This window comes from Hungatella hominis (assembly GCF_014288005.1).
Classification (GTDB): Bacteria; Bacillota; Clostridia; order Lachnospirales; family Lachnospiraceae; genus Hungatella; species Hungatella effluvii.
Genome location: NZ_JACOPB010000003.1, coordinates 1 through 17,753 on the forward strand (window position 1 = coordinate 1; position 17,753 = coordinate 17,753).

At 49.1% G+C, this 17,753-nt stretch carries 15 protein-coding genes and 1 pseudogene; 5 read left to right on the forward strand and 11 right to left on the reverse strand.

Annotated elements, in window-relative coordinates; translation table 11 throughout:
- Nucleotides 1–192 precede the first annotated feature (192 nt).
- Both H8S75_RS08120 and glnA read right to left on the reverse strand, forming a co-directional pair.
- A complete protein-coding gene (locus tag H8S75_RS08120) occupies nt 193–2,301 on the reverse strand; it encodes a YARHG domain-containing protein (protein ID WP_187020632.1) in 2,109 nt (702 codons plus the stop codon).
- A gap of 332 nt (nt 2,302–2,633) precedes the next feature.
- Complete coding sequence (glnA, locus tag H8S75_RS08125) at nt 2,634–4,061, reverse strand: type I glutamate--ammonia ligase (protein ID WP_187020633.1); 1,428 nt, start codon at nt 4,059–4,061, stop codon at nt 2,634–2,636.
- Between the two features lie 711 nt (nt 4,062–4,772).
- On the opposite strand from glnA, the gene H8S75_RS08130 reads away from it, so the two are divergent.
- Nucleotides 4,773–5,351 carry a TetR/AcrR family transcriptional regulator gene (locus tag H8S75_RS08130; RefSeq protein ID WP_187020635.1) on the forward strand — a complete coding sequence of 193 codons (579 nt, stop codon included), beginning with the start codon at nt 4,773–4,775 and terminating at the stop codon, nt 5,349–5,351.
- A gap of 75 nt (nt 5,352–5,426) precedes the next feature.
- Nucleotides 5,427–5,993 (forward strand): hypothetical protein, encoded by a 567-nt coding sequence (locus H8S75_RS08135; RefSeq protein WP_187020637.1) that lies wholly within the window; start codon nt 5,427–5,429, stop codon nt 5,991–5,993.
- A 120-nt stretch (nt 5,994–6,113) separates the two neighbouring features.
- Here H8S75_RS08135 and H8S75_RS08140 read toward each other — a convergent pair whose 3' ends face one another.
- The 6 genes from H8S75_RS08140 to sufC form a co-directional block, all read right to left on the reverse strand.
- Nucleotides 6,114–6,902 (reverse strand): hypothetical protein, encoded by a 789-nt coding sequence (locus tag H8S75_RS08140; protein WP_187020638.1) that lies wholly within the window; start codon nt 6,900–6,902, stop codon nt 6,114–6,116.
- A 66-nt stretch (nt 6,903–6,968) separates the two neighbouring features.
- Nucleotides 6,969–7,391 (reverse strand): Fe-S cluster assembly sulfur transfer protein SufU, encoded by a 423-nt coding sequence (gene sufU / locus H8S75_RS08145; protein WP_187020640.1) that lies wholly within the window; start codon nt 7,389–7,391, stop codon nt 6,969–6,971.
- Nucleotides 7,381–8,601, reverse strand: a complete 1,221-nt coding sequence (locus H8S75_RS08150) for an aminotransferase class V-fold PLP-dependent enzyme (RefSeq protein WP_187020642.1) — start codon at nt 8,599–8,601, stop codon at nt 7,381–7,383. Before H8S75_RS08150 ends, sufU begins: the two co-directional genes overlap by 11 nt.
- On the reverse strand, nt 8,591–9,655 hold the full coding sequence (locus H8S75_RS08155; RefSeq protein ID WP_187020643.1) for a SufB/SufD family protein: 1,065 nt from the start codon (nt 9,653–9,655) through the stop codon (nt 8,591–8,593). The genes H8S75_RS08150 and H8S75_RS08155 overlap by 11 nt, the downstream gene beginning before the upstream one ends.
- A gap of 20 nt (nt 9,656–9,675) precedes the next feature.
- The gene (gene sufB, locus H8S75_RS08160) at nt 9,676–11,082 is read right to left on the reverse strand and encodes a Fe-S cluster assembly protein SufB (RefSeq protein ID WP_156834509.1); all 1,407 of its coding nucleotides are present in this window, start codon (nt 11,080–11,082) and stop codon (nt 9,676–9,678) included.
- 68 nt (nt 11,083–11,150) lie between these two features.
- Nucleotides 11,151–11,906, reverse strand: coding sequence for a Fe-S cluster assembly ATPase SufC (gene sufC / locus H8S75_RS08165; RefSeq protein ID WP_187020645.1), 756 nt, complete (start codon nt 11,904–11,906; stop codon nt 11,151–11,153).
- 204 nt (nt 11,907–12,110) lie between these two features.
- Between sufC and H8S75_RS08170 the strand changes: the two genes are divergently transcribed.
- Nucleotides 12,111–12,530, forward strand: coding sequence for an RrF2 family transcriptional regulator (locus H8S75_RS08170; RefSeq protein ID WP_187020647.1), 420 nt, complete (start codon nt 12,111–12,113; stop codon nt 12,528–12,530).
- A 104-nt stretch (nt 12,531–12,634) separates the two neighbouring features.
- On the opposite strand, the gene H8S75_RS08175 is transcribed toward H8S75_RS08170, so the two are convergent.
- Complete coding sequence (locus tag H8S75_RS08175; RefSeq protein ID WP_187020649.1) at nt 12,635–13,537, reverse strand: AraC family transcriptional regulator; 903 nt, start codon at nt 13,535–13,537, stop codon at nt 12,635–12,637.
- Between the two features lie 106 nt (nt 13,538–13,643).
- Here H8S75_RS08175 and H8S75_RS08180 point away from each other — a divergent pair, with 106 nt between their 5' ends.
- A complete protein-coding gene (locus H8S75_RS08180; RefSeq protein ID WP_187020651.1) occupies nt 13,644–15,818 on the forward strand; it encodes an alpha-L-rhamnosidase in 2,175 nt (724 codons plus the stop codon).
- 197 nt (nt 15,819–16,015) lie between these two features.
- Here the strand turns inward: H8S75_RS08180 and H8S75_RS08185 are convergent.
- Both H8S75_RS08185 and H8S75_RS08190 read right to left on the reverse strand, forming a co-directional pair.
- Nucleotides 16,016–16,285 (reverse strand): annotated as a pseudogene (locus H8S75_RS08185) (nitroreductase family protein); the annotation flags it as partial.
- Nucleotides 16,275–16,523 (reverse strand): hypothetical protein, encoded by a 249-nt coding sequence (locus H8S75_RS08190; RefSeq protein WP_187020655.1) that lies wholly within the window; start codon nt 16,521–16,523, stop codon nt 16,275–16,277. The gene H8S75_RS08190 and the pseudogene H8S75_RS08185, both read right to left, overlap by 11 nt.
- Between H8S75_RS08190 and H8S75_RS08195 the strand changes: the two genes are divergently transcribed.
- Complete coding sequence (locus tag H8S75_RS08195; protein WP_187020657.1) at nt 16,512–17,750, forward strand: anti sigma factor C-terminal domain-containing protein; 1,239 nt, start codon at nt 16,512–16,514, stop codon at nt 17,748–17,750. The two genes, H8S75_RS08190 and H8S75_RS08195, sit on opposite strands and share 12 nt — an antisense overlap.
- The last annotated feature ends 3 nt before the right edge of the window (nt 17,751–17,753 follow it).

Here is a 17,753-nt window from a genome sequence, read left to right on the forward strand (position 1 = left end):
TTTATATCTTATCACAGTGATTTGTTTTTGTCAACCACTTTTTTCATTTTCTTCAAAACTTTCTCAGCGGTTCAGCTGGAAGATTTTTGGAAAAGTTTGCCGCCGTTTTCAGCGGCGAGATATATCATATCAAAGCAGCCGACAAAAGTCAACATGTTTTTTAATTTTTTTCATTTCTTTCACAACTGCAATTTATCCAAAAATATTCAATCCTTCAAACACATCCATATTCTGCATCTCAGTCCCGTCTGGCTGAATATATATGGAGCCTTCAACTTTAATCCATCCGATTTCTCCGGAGACTTTCTTTTTTAGACAAATCCATTTACGGTTATCGCCTCCCACAATCACAACTATATCTTCTGTCTGAATGACCGGCCCATTAAGACTGCCCTCCTTTTTATCATAAGTCGGAATCTCTATCAACGCCTTCACTTCATTACCATGTTCATAAAACTCTCGTTCTGTTTCCTCCATTTTTCCGCCCTGCATTTGATACAGACGTTTTGTCATCCAACATTGCAGATGGATGGTATATTCATATGTATACACACCTTTAGCAGTAATTTGAATATTCCCCGGAAAACCTGGTATTCCCCACGCTTGCTTTATCTTTCCATTTACATAACTATAAGCAGTAATCCAACCATCATCACCATCAACTCTGTCTCCCACCAGTAACTGTGTTTGTTTTCCATCCAGATTAGCTATGTATAACCAGTTATATACATTATCTTCCCCACAGACGATGCTGCTGTCCACTTGTATCCTGTATCCACTATAATGAATAGTTGATTCAGACGTATCACCACTCTGAAATTGGATCTTCTCCTTTATACCATCTCCATCCAAATCATGCCATGATCCGGACACAATCGCAACTGGCAATTCATACTCTTGTCCTGGTTTCTTTCGATAGCCCCTGTTAATTTCATTTTGTACAATCAGCTTTATATTTTCCTTCTCAATGTCACTCAGCAGCTGATCTTCCTTTTCGGCAAACGTCATTGCATCATAACGGGGCAGATACCATGTATTTGAGGAAAATACTGCATTAAGAAACGGATCCTCAAAGATTCGGCCATGCCGCGCATAGATCAGGTTACGATAAATGGAGAGTTCTGTCTGACTGTAGTCATACAGACACAATTCATCAATAAGCTGAGTTGAAGTATTTAGTCCGTACTCCATATCACCACTGACATCAAATCCATTCTCCAGGACTTCGCAGAATCCAGCCTTATCAAATTTATTCCCAGCCAGAATCAGACGGTAATCATTTTCCTCACATTGAGAGTCCCGCCCGGACAAAAACAGCATAATACTTCCATCTTCCAGAGTAATATCTATCCGTTCCCGGGATTGGTTGAAGGTTCCCATATATCGGATATCTTCCATGTCTAAAAAAGCTTTAACCTGTGTCAAATCGGTTTTTTCTTCCGGCCAGCCAGTGGCGTTAATCACCACATCAAGCGCGCTATGCTCTGATTTATCCGCCAGTAATTCAATATATTCTCTGGTTCTCACAGTCTCAGCCAGCTCGCTGTCATCTGCTGAATGAAGATAATAGATTGTTTTCTGCTCTCCTCCTGACTCCATCTCAGAAATGCTGTCTGCCAGCTCCTCTGCTGTCACAGATTTCCCATTGACAGTTAATCCGTTACTGTTCCATCCATCTTCATACTCCAACTCTGCCACTAATACATTATCACGAACAGTCAGGTAACGGGTAAACTTCCCTTCCTGTGATTCCATAAGATAAACTTTACCTTCTTTATACAGAAACGTTGTTTCAGGACTTACATCTGTTCCCGGATTACTAATCCTGCATGGCCCCATGATATTCATCAGACCCTGTTCTGGTGAATATCCATAGATTACCTGCTGATCAACCACCTGACGCTCCGAATCACCAGCATACGCACAATAAAGTTCTTGTTTTCCATCGCCATCAAAATCAATCAACCTGATAATTGCAGTTCCATTCATAATCCCACCATTGTCGAAAGGCATACGATCAATTGCACCTTCTCCATGTAATAAGATTAACTGGTCTATAACGTTTAAGTATGCCTTTGCAGCCTCCTTAGTCACCCCATCACCTGTATCCACGTTCCTTTGCCTTATCGTTTCCTCTGCCGTCATTTCAGTCTCGATTGTCTCATGTACTGACTCCCTGAGCTGTGTCATTTCTTCTGGTAATGCATCCGTTGAGTCCGGAATGCCTGTCACTATCGTTTGGCTGCATCCACTAACGCATAAACTCACTGCCAGTAGTATAATAATAGCTTTATTATTCATTTGATTCTCCCACGATTTTTTTCACACACATCAATATATGGCAACTTTATTTTACAATCAACCTCCATTAGTGTTTGATTAGTCAAACCAAAGTTACCTATAATAATTATTAATGGCAATACCGATAGTAGCCCAATGATTTGCTTTCCTCGTTCCATCTCAAGCTTTATCTGCTTCTTCTATCATTTATTGGATGCTTTCGGCAATGGAGGGATGAAATACTCCAACACTACTATTTAAAAAATCAAAAAAGCGGTTCCGGGAAAACCCGAAACCGCAGATTTTCACTATAAATCAGGATAACTGAAGCAGCTTCCTGCAATACCAAATGATTACAAATCAAAATACCTCTGGAATTCCGCCGGATGCGGAATCTGAGACAGTTCCCGGCTCTCCGCTCTTTTCTTCTTAAGCCATATCTCAATCAGGCGCTCCGGGAACACACCTCCCGCTGTCAGATATTCATGATCGGCCTCCAGAGCATTAAGCGCCTCATCTAATGTCTTCGGCAGCGACTGGATCTTTGCTTTTTCTTCCTCCGAAAGATCATAAAGATTACAGTCAAATGGCCCCCAGCCATGTTTTTCCGGATCGATCTGATTCTGAATACCATCGAGTCCCGCCATCAGAATCGCCGCATATGCATAGTAAGGATTCGCTGTTGCATCCGGATTTCTCAGTTCAAACCGTTTTGCCTTCGGAGTCTTTGCATAAGCCGGAATCCTTATCACGGCGCTTCGGTTGGATGTGGCATATCCGATGGTCACCGGCGCTTCGTATCCAGGCACAAGACGCTTAAAGGAATTTGTGGACGGATTGGTAAATGCACATAAGGATGGGACGTGTTTTAACAGTCCTCCTATAAAGTAGTGTGCAGTCTTACTGAGACCGGAATATCCATCCTCATCGTAAAAAACCGGCTCCCCGTCTTTCATCAGCAGCATATGGACATGCATTCCGTTGCCGGCCTCTTTGTAAATGGGTTTCGGCATAAAGGTAGCAGTCCTTCCATCCTGAACCGCAGCGTTATGGATCACGTATTTGATAATCATGGTCTTGTCCGCCATATCCACCATATCGCCAAGCTCCACTTCGATCTCCATCTGCCCTGAACCGCCTACCTCATGGTGATGGTATTTTACATCCACGCCCCATTCCTGAAGCATCATACACATTCTGCTTCTTAAAGAATAGGCTGCATCCTGAGGCGCCGCGATATGATATCCGCCGCCTCCGGGTACTTGAAATCCTTTGTTGTCGGCCGTCTCCCTGCCGCTGTTCCAGGCCGCCTGCCTGGTATCCACGGTAAAAGCCATTCGCTGCGGTTCCACCATGTAGCTGACACTGTCAAATAAATGGAACTCGAATTCCGGCCCAATCAGCATCTGGTCCGCGATCCCCTGTTCCTTCATATATTGAATGGCCCGCAGGCTTACATTCCTGGGATACTGGTCAAATGGCTTGTTTTCCTTTCCTATGACGCATACGTCTCCGCACATGGTCAGCGTCGGAATCTCTGTAAATGGATCCACCACAGCAGTTTCGGGGTCCGGTATAAATACCATATCACTCTTTTCCACCGGGGCATATCCATAGTTCGAACCATCAAAACCAATCCCCTGCGTAAAAATCTCTTCATCAAACCGTTCTACCGGAATGGTGATGTGTCTCCAACGGCCGTTTAAATCCGTCATCTTGAAATCAATCATCCTGATTCCCTTTTCTTCGCAGATGCGCAGAACCTCTGTACTCTTTGACATAGTTTCCCCTCCAAATCAGATTGTCAGCAAAATTTGCCTGTTATATTGATTCTACCATATTCCGAAGAAATTATCGCCCCTTTAAACGGCTTTTCCTGCAATATTTTTTGTATTTTATCCTATGCCAATTGTTTTCTGGCAGCTCCGTATATTTGCAGTCCGCCTCCCTCATCAGCCGGGAGGCGGATATCCATTCCATACGGTAAACAACTGTACCGCCCTTCATTCTTGTTACATCAAAAAGGTTATGGATCAGACGCTGGATATCCAGGTTCTTATGGTATGCGATCCCAAGGTATTCCGCATACTGTTCCACAGTTACAGTTCACTCCCCACCAGTGGCACCGCAGTCCGGTTCGGCCGGGCAGGCTTCCTCAGCCTTTCCTGTGACTTTGCAGGGTATTAGAAGTTCTTAACGCGCAAAATTTTTCGTTCAGGTAAAATTCCCACTTGTCTGAGCGCAGCGAGTTTGGGAATTTCACCTGGTTTTTAGAAAAATTCTGCGCGTTTAGAACTTCTTATGCCCGAAACCGGAACTGGAAAGGCTGAGGAAGCCTGCCCGGCCGAACCGGACTGCGGTGCCACTGGTGGGGAGTGAACTGTAACGTTCCACAAGCAGAAACTTTCTCATCAGTAAAAGTTTGCTTGACAGTCCCCCTTTACAGGCATATAATTATACTGACCAGTCAGTACAACTTTGGAGGGATCACAATGGCAAGGGCAAGCAAAAAAGACTTAATTATAAAGACTGCAAAACAACTATTTGCGGAAAAAGGGTACGACGCCACAGGCATGGAGGAAATCGCAACCAATGCCGGTGTACCCAAATCTCTCATTTACTACCACTTTAATAGCAAGGAAGATCTGCTAAACGCTGTCATTACAAAATTTGTTGACGAATACAATGAGATCCTGCATGACAGCCGGGCTGAAGGAATTGAAAAGATATCCGTGTACATGGAATTTCTCAAACAGAATCGGGACTGCGCCAGAATTCTCATGAGCGAGTCTTTAAAAAGCGGAAGCAGCCAGACGATACTGTATCAGGTGCTGGCTCCGTTGATGGAGATCGACGGGGAACAATCATCAGATAATCCGAAAATGAACCATGCCCATTGGCTGACTGAATTCTTCACAAGTATTCTTCCCAGCATACTGTTTGTCTGTTATGAGGACAGTTGGTGCGATTACTTTGGCATATCGGCTGGTCAAATGGAAGAAGACTATTTTACCGCTTACAGCCTGACGCATGGGGCTTATCATGAGCATATCCACAAAGTTAGTAAATGAGAAATAATATAGGATGGGAAACAGATAAAATCAATTACACAATAAAATCCAGCGATAAACAGGGAGGACACACGAATGAATCAGGAACAAGCCCAAGCATCACAAGACAGATCCAGATCTATGCATAACATCTTTACAGTTGCATTCAGCCTGCTTCTTTTCATCGGGATAGCGGTATGCGCTATCTGTGATACCGCGATTTCACGATCGTTTACATGGTCGCTGTATCCGATCAGTGCGATTGTCTTTACATGGCTGGTATTCATCCCCATGATCAAATTCGGTAAAAAAGGAGTTTGCGGTTCCCTGCTCATGTGCAGTATTTTTATTGTACCGTTTTTGTATGCGCTTGATAGACTGATCGGGGTCAGCGATTTATTTTTTCCTGTCAGCATCAATATGGCTTTCATTGGAATTGTGTATCTGTGGTGTATTTTCTTCCTGTTCCGGGTATTTCGGACACGTAAATTACTGGCGTCAGGTATAACTCTGCTGTTGGTAATTCCTGTCGATCTGTTCGTTGCATTTACTCTTTCCAGATTCATCGCCGAGCCGTTCAATGCATGGCATATAATCAGTTATTTTACAATCGCAGTAATGGCCATGGTACTTATTATATATCAAAGTTATTCGCGTAATTAATTCTACAAAAAATGGCTGAAGTCTCACGACCTCAGCCATTTTTTCTGTTTGGGGAGTTTTTTCAGCCCCTTTTTCATCTATGCTTTTACACCTGTACTCCAGAACCAGCACTTTATGACATTACTGATAAATATTATTGATCTTCCAAACACCATTAAAACGATACATCGATAATCCGGAATCTCCGCCCATCTGCACGCCGGCGTCACCGACATTGGTCAGCTTATCCACGTCCGTCCGGTCTATGGCATCTCTCAGCTTTTCCGTAAACAGCTTATCTTCGCCCATTGCGACTAATTCCTGCGGATTTCTTATTTCTTTTAAATTACCATTTTCCTGGACGATCGTCAAAGGATAGTTGCACAGCTTTGCCATGGTGTCCATATCCTTGTATGAAAATGTCTTCTGGATCGTGACTGCTGCCTCCTTTATGTCTTTTATCGCCAGTCCGTCACCAGCCGCGGTATCCAGATAAATACTGTTTACTTTCCATTTCTTCTTGAATTTGTACAGGTTCAGGCCATTGTCTCCGCCCATCTGCGCGCCTGCGTTCCCCTCAGCCTGAAGCTTCGCTGCGTTGGTGGAGGCGATTGCATCCTGCATTTTACTGCTGAAAATGAGTCCGGAGTCCAGTTTCTTAAACGCTGCCTTATCTTTGATCTCCACCAGGGAACCGTCTCCGTAGACGATGGTCAATGGGAAATTACATAAACCGGCCAGCTTCTCCATATCTTTGTTTTGAAATGCAATCTGCACCGCCTGGGCCGTATCCTGAAGGCCGGACTGGGACTGCCTCGTTCTTGACTTCGCGGCCATCACCACATTTCCCGTAGCCGCAAAGGCCGGGACAGACGGCACTGCTCCTGCAATCGCCACCGCACACATACAAATCACTGCAAATCTTCTCATAATGAATACCTCGTCTTTCTATTTTCTTATTACAAACGATTAGACGTCTGGTATCGGTGAAAAGTTTCAGCAATCCAGTATTTCCTCCAGCGTTCGCCATCCCAGCACCGCGCATTTCACCCGGGCGGGCATATGGGCAATGTCCTGCAGGGCGGCAGCTTCCTCCAGTGCCTCTAGATCCGCCTCCCCTGCCGTGCCCCGAATCATCTGAAAGAAGTTTTCAGCCAGCTTCACGGCCTCTTCCTTTTTCTTTCCGATCACCAGGTCCAGCATCATATCCGCGGAAGCCTGGGAAATCGCGCATCCGTCGCCCACGAAGGATCCATCCTGTATTACTCCGTCCTCCACCTTCAGCTTTAGCCAGATATCATCTCCGCAGCTGGGGTTTACGCCCTCAAGCACCAGATTGGCATCCGGCAGATCGTGCTTGTGAGCCGGACGCAGATTGTGTTCCGTCAAAATCTCATTATAAAAACTTCTATTCTCCATATCCCATCTTCCTCCTGATTCCGGCTGTGCTCTTCAAAAATGCCTCTATCTCCTCACGGGTATTATAAAAATATATGCTGGCTCTGGCAGCAGAATTGACCTTTAAATATTCAAACAATGGCTGGGCACAATGATGCCCGGCGCGGACGGCGATGCCATCTGCATCCAGAATTGCGCTCACATCGTGAGGGTGAACGCCATCTATGGTAAAGGTCAGAATTCCACAGTGTTCTTCCGGCCGCTCAGATCCCAGGACATGGACGTGCGGTATCTGCTTAAGTCCCTCCAGGGCCATCGTTGTCAATGCAAGTTCCCGGCGATGCACCTCATCAAATCCAACACGTTTCAGATAGCGGATCGCTTCCATAAGCCCCCAGGCTCCCGCCGCGTTGACGGTGCCCGCCTCAAACTTATGAGGCACCGGGGCGAATACGGCCCCTGTTCTGGTGACAGAGTCAATCATCTCCCCTCCAGTGAGGAAGGGCGGCATCTCCTCCAGCAGTTCCCGTCTCCCGTACAGCACACCGATGCCCATGGGTCCCATGAGCTTATGGCCTGAGAAAGCCAGAAAATCCACGCCGGATTCCTGTACATCGATCGGCATATGAGGCGCGCTCTGTGCTGCATCCACGACCACAACAGCCCCTCGCTCCCTGGCCATGGCCGCGATCTGGCGTATGGGGTTCTCGCATCCCAGCACATTGGACACATGGGCCACAGCGACCAGCCTTGTACGGTCAGTAAATGCCGCCTCCAGACGTTCCTGCGTAATCCGGCCGTCCGCCTCGCACTCCAAAAATCGTAAAACTGCTCCCGTCTTTTCCGCAGCCATCTGCCAGGGCAGCAAGTTACTGTGGTGCTCCATGATGCTTACCAATACCTCATCCCCGGCCTTCAGCCGGGACAGTCCGTAGCTGTAGGCCACCAGATTCAGGCTCTCCGTGGTGTTTCTGGTGAAAATGATCTCGTCGGAGGACGACGCATTGATAAAGCGCCGCACTTCGTCTCTGGCTTCCTCCAGGCGTTTTGTGGCCTCCATGCTCAGGGCGTAGAAGCCGCGCATGGGATTTGCATAGCTGTGCTCATAAAAATCCCGCTCCGCCCGGAGTACACAGGAGGGCTTCTGAGCCGTGGCCGCACTGTCTAAGTAAATCACCGGATTCTCCTTAAGCAATGGAAAATTTTCGCGGTATGGATTTCTATCTTCCATTTTTCTCCACCTCCTCCAGATAATCCTGCACTATCTGCTCCGCGGCTTCGTCGCCAATCTTCCGACAGACGGCATCCAGCCGGGCCCTTGTTATCATTTCAGAGGCAGCCTCATGGCTCATGCCTCTGGAACAGAGATAGAACAGCAGTTCGTCATCCAGTCTTCCGATGGTAGCTCCATGGTTTCCCTGGACATCCTCCTCTGCACAGAGAATCAGGGGAATGGTCTGATTGATCACGTCGTCTCCCAGAAGCAGCACCTCCTCCTTCTCCTCTCCCTCTGCCCCAGCGGCTCCAAACTTAAAATCAATGGTTCCGCGAAAGAGCTTAAACGCCCGGTCCTTAAGCACGCCACTGGCCAGAATCCGGCTCCGGGATTTCTCTCCCCGATGGTTCGCCACGTAGTTCATGTCAAATCGCTGGCTGTCCCTTCCCAAGTAACCCACGTCGACGTTCATCGAACTCTCTTTCCCTGTAAGGTCCGCCTGGCAGCCTGCGTAAGTCTCCGCACCGCCCAAAAACAGCTGGATTACCTCCACGGATGATCCCTCGCCGCAGCTTCCGCCGATATCGCTTAAAAATGTATAGCCGCTTCCCAGTAGCTGGAGCTGAATCAGCCTCAGTCTGGCGTTTTTCCTGACCCGGAACCGGGTCTGGACAGCGGTCAGCCCCGCGGCCTCCGGCGCAGAGGTGAAATCCATAACCACGTTTAGAGTTTCGTCCTCCTGTACCAGAAGCTCCACGGTCTGGAAGCTCTTTGCTCCGCTGCCGCAGACAAAATGCAGCGCGGCCCGCCGCTCTTCTTTTGACGGCCCGGACTGGATCCGAATCGCGTCCGTATTCGACTCTCGCGCCAGTCGGTCCATATCTTCTCCCATCCCGGTAGCAATGGCCGAGAAATCTTCTCTCCACGCAACCGCTTCCGCAAATCCTTCCGTGATTATCGTGGGGGATTCCCCTGCCTCTATCCCATTCAAGCCTGCCTCATTCATTTTCAGCCAGTTCCAGGTCCTGGCCGGCAGCCTGTTTATCTTCAAATCAAGTCCCTGTCCCATAGGAGACCTCCTTTCCTAAACTAACCAATACTGCCCTTCATCTCCAGCCGGATCAGGTTATTCATCTCCACGGCATACTCTAATGGCAGCTCTTTGGATACATTATCCGCAAATCCGCTGACGATCATTGCCCTGGCATCCTCCTCGCTCAGTCCTCTGGACATGAGGTAAAAGACGGCCTCGTCGCTGATCCGCCCGATCTTGGCCTCATGGCCGATGTCCGCGTCCGGGGTCCGGATATCCATAGCAGGAATCGTGTCCGACCTTGATATCCGGTCCAGCATCAGGGATTGGCAGGAGACAGCCGATTTGCTGTTCTTCGCCCCCCTGGCCACCACCACGGAGCTGCGGAAGGTGCTTACGCCCCCGCTCTTGGATATGGATCTGGTGTTCATATAGGAGGTCGTCTCCGGAGCGGCATGAACCACTTTCGCACCTGTGTCCAGATTCTGCCCTTCACCTGCAAAGGTGATTCCGGTGAACTCCATTCTGGCCCCGCGGCCCTTAAGGATGCTCATGGGATATAAGTAGGAAACATGGGAGCCAAAGGAACCGGACACCCATTCGATGGTGCCTCCTTCCTCCACCTGGGCCCTCTTGGTGTTCAGGTTATACATGTTTTTAGACCAGTTTTCAATCGTGGAATAACGAAGCTTCGCATTCCTTCCCACAAACAGTTCTACACAGCCTGCGTGAAGATTGGCCACATTATATTTAGGTGCGGAACATCCCTCGATAAAGTGAAGGTCCGCCCCTTCATCCACGATGATCAGTGTATGTTCAAACTGCCCCGCTCCCGGCGCGTTCAGCCGGAAATAGGATTGCAGCGGTATTTCCACGGAAACTCCCGGCGGCACATAGACAAAGGAACCACCTGACCAGACGGCCCCGTGGAGCGCTGCAAATTTGTGATCCGAAGGCTTCACCAGCTTCATGAAATGCTTTTTCACCATGTCCGCGTATTCCCCCTTCATGGCGCTTTCCAGGTCCGTATATACCACGCCCATCTCCGCCACCTCCTGGCGGACATTGTGATAGACCAGCTCCGAGTCGTACTGGGCGCCTACGCCAGCCAGGGATTTCCGCTCCGCCTGGGGGATTCCCAGACGCTCGAAGGTATCCTTGATCTCCTCCGGCACATCGGACCACTTCGTCTTCATCTTTGTGTTGGGGCGCACATACGTGGCGATGTGGCTCATATCCAGCCCCTCCAGGGAGGGACCCCAATCGGGAACTCTCATATTATTGTATATCTGCAGGGACTTTAGGCGGAACAGCTCCATCCAAAGCGGATCCTTCTTCTCTTTTGAGATTTGCTCCACGATTTCCGGCTTTAAGCCTTCCTCTATACGGTAAACATCCGTTTCTTCATTTCGGATGTCGTAAATACTTCTGTCGATATCATTTACATATGTTTTTTCTTCCATCTCTGTCTTCCATCCTTTCCGGATGCGCGGACTGGAGTGTATCTGAAAATTACTTTTCGTCACACTCTCTAACAGCCCGCCTGATCCAAATATTGTTCAAACCCATGTTCGTTAATCTGTTCCACCAGGGAACCGTCTCCTGTCTTCACGATTCTGCCGTCTACCATAATATGGGTTTTGTCCACACGCAGGGACTCCAGAATCCGGGTGCTGTGGGTGATAATCAGAAGACCTCCATCCCGGCCCTTCTGGTACTCTTCCACGCCCTGGGACACGGTTCGTACCGCATCCACGTCCAGACCGGAATCCGTCTCATCCAGTATAGCCAGACTGGGCTTTAAGAGCAAAAGCTGAAGAATCTCCGCTTTCTTTTTCTCACCGCCGGAAAAACCTGCATTTAAATCGCGGTCTCCATAGGCCCGGTCCATCTGCAGCAGTTCCATGGCCTTCTCCAGCTCCTTGCGGAAATCCCACAGCCGCACTCTGGCGCCCCTGCGCTGTTCCACAGCGCTGCGGATAAATGTGCCCAGCGGAAGGCCCGGAACCTCCAGCGGATTCTGGAAGGAAAGAAACATTCCTGCCTTAGCCCGCTTATCGGCCGGCTCTTCGTTGATCCGTTTTCCCTGAAACCAGATATCTCCTTTCGTCACTTCATAGCGAGGATTTCCCATCAGCGCGTACCCCAGCGTGGACTTACCCGCTCCGTTCGGCCCCATCAGCACGTGAGTCTCCCCCTTTTTAATCTCCAGATTAATACCATGTAAAATCTCTTTATCTTCCACATTGACTGATAATCCATTTATTTTCAGCAATTGTTTTGACATATAGTCCTCCATTCCGCCTGAAAAGGCTTTTCTCTCAATAACCTACTTATTTACTTGGTTATATTCATCATAATATCATAAACCTACTTTGTCAATAGGTTTGTAACTATATTGGCTATTGATATTCCTATTTACCTTGTTGTATAATAGGATTATATAACCAGCGCCGCCCGGTACTGGTATTGCGGAAGGGAGGGATGTCAAATGATGATTTCAACGAGGGGACGTTACGCACTGCGGGTTATGCTGGATCTGGCACAGCAGAACACCGACAGGTACGTTCCTCTGAAAGAAATTGCGAACCGTCAGGACATTTCCGAGAAATATCTGGAGATTATCATAAAGGTCCTCGTTCAGAATCAGCTTCTGGCCGGCCTGCGCGGAAAAGGCGGCGGTTACCGTCTGACGAAGGAGCCCGGCGAATACACTCTGGGCGAGATTCTGCGTCTGACAGAGGGAAGCCTGGCACCGGTCGCCTGCGTAGAGGAATCCTATGCGGAATGCTCCCGGCTTGAATGCTGCCTGACGCGGCCTGTATGGCAGAAACTGGATACGATCATTAATGAGTATCTGGATGGGATTACGCTGGAGGATTTAATTAAAGCTCCGCAGAAACTGGTGTAAAAAGGAATGGAAACTTAGAAAAAAGGAACGTCGAAATTGACGTTCCTTAATTATCTCTATATCAACGCGTTAATTGCTCAACTGATAAGTGCTATCAGTAAATGCTATCCCTTTGCAGCGGCAGCGGTTTTCCTGTACTCCCCAGGAGTCATGTTCAGGGTCCTTTTAAACAGCGTACAGAAAAATTTTACATCCTCGTACCCTACAGACTGCGCGGCCTCCTGAATACACAGATCACTGCCGGCCAGCAGCTCACAGCACTTCTCAATCCGGATCTTCTGCAGGTATTCCAGCGCTGTCATCTCCGTCTCCTGACGAAATTTCCGGCTGATATACTGCTGGCTGTAATGGTATTCCCGGCAAAATTGCTTCAGTACAGCCTTTTCTCTGTAATTTTTATCCAGATACCGGATCGCTTCCAGCACTGCCGTGCTCCGCGGCTGTCTCTCCCTGTCATCCTTTTTGCTGTCACAGACGATTTTCCGTATGGTCAGAATCAGAATCTCGGTCAGCCGGCACCGGAATACCTCTGTGTATCCCACTTTTTTCTCCTGGTATTCCTCCTGAATTCCCAGGATCAGTGACAAAATACTCCCCTCCTCATCATGGAACACCCGATTCGCAGAAGGCTGCCCGAAGCACCATTTATAGTAACGGATCAGGGACACCCGCAGCACTTCTTCAAAGGACCGGCAGTCCGCCAGTGTATCATCTATCATCTCGGGCAGAAACAGGCAGTTAATCAGAGTAAAATCCCTGCATTCCCTGTAACTGTGCCTGCTGCCGTAATCAATGATAAAATAGTCTCCGGCCTCCACCTCTCCGGATCTCACCTCTCCGTCCGCATCACGGATCGTATGCAGCGCACTGCCTCCTGTAATATAGGCCAGTTCAAAAAAATCATGGTCATGCATCTCCACGTCCTGCTGGCAGAAAGGCATGACCACAATCTTGTCCTCCCGCTCCGCTGTCAGTCCTATCAGTTCAATTGTATTCCGTTCTCTCATAACAGGATAAATTCACCCCCCATTTTAGTCTGAAACAGTTCTTTTTATTCATATTACAATCTGGTATCCTAGAAGTCAAGACAAACACAAGCAGGAGGAATTCATTATGGATTGGAAAGCAAAATGGCTCAAGCCGGCCAACGATTTCGGAAACGCGGCTCCCGTATTTTCCACAGATTTTGCGTTGCCACGGACTGTAAAACAGGCCCGTCTCTTTATCACCGCGCTGGGCGTATATGAAGCTGCACTTAACGGCCGCAGGATAGGCCAGTTTGTGCTGGCTCCCGGATGGACGACCTACTACAAACGGCTTCAGTATCAGGAGTATGATGTGACGGATTTACTCAGGGCGGAGAACCGTCTGACTGTCACCGTCGGAAAGGGCTGGTATCACAGTCCCATGCCCGGATTTACCACATCGGACTTCCAGAAGGGCCTGGCCGCCCGCCCCATGGGGCTGCTGGCACAGTTGGAAATCACCTATGAGGACGGACAGCACAGCTTCATCGTCTCAGATGAAAGCTGGTCCGTTTCCGAAAGTGCGGTCCGCTTCTCTGAGATCTATGACGGAGAGATTTACGACGCTTCCTTTATCCCTCCATGCTCCGGGACGGCCGAGACCTTTGACGGGCCATACGAAACGCTGATTGAACAGCAGGGCGAAGAAATCCGCGAGCAGGAACGGATTGCGGCGGCCCGCATCTTTACGACTCCCAAAGGCGAAGTTGTGGCAGACTTCGGGCAGGAAATCACCGGTTACGTGGAAATCAGCGTAAATGCCAAAGCCGGGGAAGAGATCCGGCTTTCCCACGCAGAGGTTCTGGATAAGGATGGCTGTTTTTATACGGAAAATTACCGCAGTGCCAGGGCGGAATACTGCTGTATATGCCGTGATGGACTACAGAGCTGCCATCCGCACCTGACCTTTTTTGGTTTTCGCTATATTCGGATCGATGCATTTCCCGGAGGTCCCGGTGCGGCGAAACCGGAAAATTTCACGGCTGTGGTCCTCCACTCCCAGATGAAGCGAACGGGACGCTTGAGCTGTTCCAATCCTCTCTTAAACCGTCTCTTTGACAACATCATCTGGGGGCAGAAGGGGAATTTTGTCGATGTCCCTACCGACTGCCCGCAGAGGGATGAACGCCTCGGCTGGACCGGAGACGCCCAGGTATTTGTGCGCACCGCATGCCTGAACTATGATACCGAAAAATTCTTCACGAAATGGCTGGCTGATCTGGCTGCCGACCAGGGGGAGGACGGCTATGTGGGCCACGTAATTCCGGATCTGCTAAAGAAACAGCCTGCCAGCGCCGCCTGGGGCGACGCAGCCGCGATCTGCCCCTGGGCAGTTTATCAGGCATATGGAAATACAGAGATTCTCTCCCGCCAGTTTGAGTCTATGAGAAAATGGGTCGATTATATCACGGCGCATACCACGACGGAATATCTGTGGACCGGAGGCGCCCATTACGGGGACTGGCTGGGTCTCGATGCCCCCTCCGGCAGCTATAAGGGTTCCTCCAGAGAAGACTTCATTGCCTCCGCATTTTACGCGCATTCGGCTGCCCTGGTGATTAAGACCGGACTCGTTCTGGGAAAAGATATGGCAGCGTATGAAGCGCTCCTTCAAAACATTGTTTCCGCTTTCCGCAGGGCCTATCCGACTTACACGACACAGACAGAATGTGTTCTTGCCGCCCATTTTCATCTGGCCGAAGACTGCCAGGCCGCGGCGGATCAGCTTGCGCTGATGATAAGAGAATGCGGAACAAAGCTCCAGACAGGCTTCGTCGGAACGCCCTACCTGCTGCACGTGTTAAGCGATTACGGCCATACGGATCTGGCTTACTCCCTGCTGCTGCGAGAACAGTATCCGTCCTGGCTGTATCCGGTAACAAAGGGGGCCACCACCGTCTGGGAACACTGGGATGGAATTATGGAAAACGGGGATTTATGGAGCAGGAACATGAATTCCTTCAATCACTATGCCTACGGGGCTGTGGCAGACTGGGTATACTGCTGCGCGGCGGGAATTACCCCGGCAGAGGGATATCCGGGATACAGTAAAGTCCGGATCGCCCCCGCCCCCGATGCACGTCTCGACTGGCTTGAGGCCTCCCTCGACACGAGGCATGGCCGGATTATCTCCCGGTGGAAGAAGCAGGATTCACTCTGGCGCTATGAGATCACAACACCGGTGGACGCCGAAGTTGTGATAGATAGGAAAACCTTCCTCGTGGGAGCCGGGAGTTATATTTATCACAGTGAGAAACAGTAATCCCGGTCGATAATTCTGATATATGGTCTGCTTGCGGACAGTGATAAAATATTACAACAAAAAAGACGCACTGTGTATTGTATGGTACCCCTGGCTGGCAAACAGCAATGGCTCCGCTGTACACAGCGCGTTTAGTAAGATGTTTTGTTTATTGATTTATTTGTCTGTTTATATACTATTCTTTATAAAGTTAGTAACTAAATTTTCTCGTATGCAACCAGCGTATCCAACGGAATCCGTGTCTTCCCATGTCTGTCCGGATCTGCCGGTTCTTCATCAGCATATCCAATCACAAGGATATTGACCGGTTCCAGGTTCTCAGGAAGGTTGAATTCCTGTGAAAGAATATCCGGCTTAAAATAGCATACCCAGACAGTTCCCAGTCCTAATTCTGAAGCCTGCAGCATCATGTGATCGGTGAGAATAGAGGCATCGATATCTCCAGTCTGCTTCTTATCAAACCGCCTGAAAGCCTGCCTTCGGACCGAAATTCGAACGGGTGATGGATTTGAAAAACTTTGGAACGAGCCTGCAGCATCCGGGTATCTTCATCAGCCTATGAAGCATATCCGCCATGCGCCGGCTTCTCCATGCATAATAATCCTCGATGAAATCCGCAGCCTGCTCTCTCGATTCTCCGTTGACAGTCAGTGCATCAAAGGCCGCTATCCCCGGATAAATACGTTCTCTCGTATGCATATACATGGCCTTTGGCTCCTGTGCGTTTTCTTCGCAGATCTCCTGGTAGAGGAGGAGCTTGAGAAATTCGAGTTTCTGGAAGAATACACCCTGGCGCAGATCGATGACAGCTGCCCGGGACTTCAGGAACTCATGACTGAAAGTGATGTAAATGAGATCAAGGGAATTAAAAAGACGGTGAACCGGAAATTGCTGAAAAGCATTTTGATTTCTTTTCTGGCAGCGGCTGTCCTGGTTCTGCTCTCCGGCCCCATATGCAGCCGTATTTTCTATAATCCGAACCGCGGTTATCAGGAAACGTATGGCGGAGACGGTCAGTTTTTTATTGATGCGGCGGTATTTACCGAGCTGCACTCTCCTGGCTATACGACGAATTGGGCCAAGGCGGTCCCCGGCTTTCCGGGCAGCTATCATGTGGAGATACGCCAGAGCAATCTCTTCCACGGTCGCGAAGAAACATTTTCCGGCAGAATCGTGCGGGGGAAAATGGCGGGCAGCGAATCTTCCCTGACCGGTTACTATTCCAATATTTTAAACCGGACAGGATCTGTACTGGAGACGTACTGGCATTTTCCTCCTATGAATGCATTTGGCCGAAAATTAGAAACCTTCTGCATGACGGATGAGGATGGAAACGATGAGTATCGGCAGCCGCAGGAGGAAATCGACAGCCAGCTAGAGCAGCTGGATGAGCTTCCTTCCTCCTCCTGGGCCGCCGCCTATATCACATTTGACGCCCCCATGTCCCTGGAGGCCTTCAGCAGTCTGTATCGTCAGTGGGTGGCCGATCAGGGCAATCTGGATATCACCTATGCAGCCGTAACGTGCAGCGAACCAGGGTATAACATGAACGTCGCCGGATTTGATCCCGCTGGAACAGGTGTATTCTCAGAAGCAGGCGTCTATCCGGAAGAAACGTATCCATATCTGAGGCCAACGACGGCCAGAGAACTGAACGGCGGAGAAGCACTGGAAGAAATCTGGGAACAGCATTTCACTTCCATGCTGCAGTATATGTCTGACAGGCCGCAGTTTTTAACAGCCATGGCCGATGTAAACGGGATCAGCCAGGAATATTACGAAGAACTGGCTTCCTATGTGAAGGATCATGGCATTCAGATTTTCGGCGTTATGATTCAGGGAAATGTAAGTCAGGTGATCTCCTTTGCAGAGCAGGAAAAGGTGGATGGTGTGTATGTGGAAGACGCGAAATTGTCCGCGCTTTCACGGTAACAT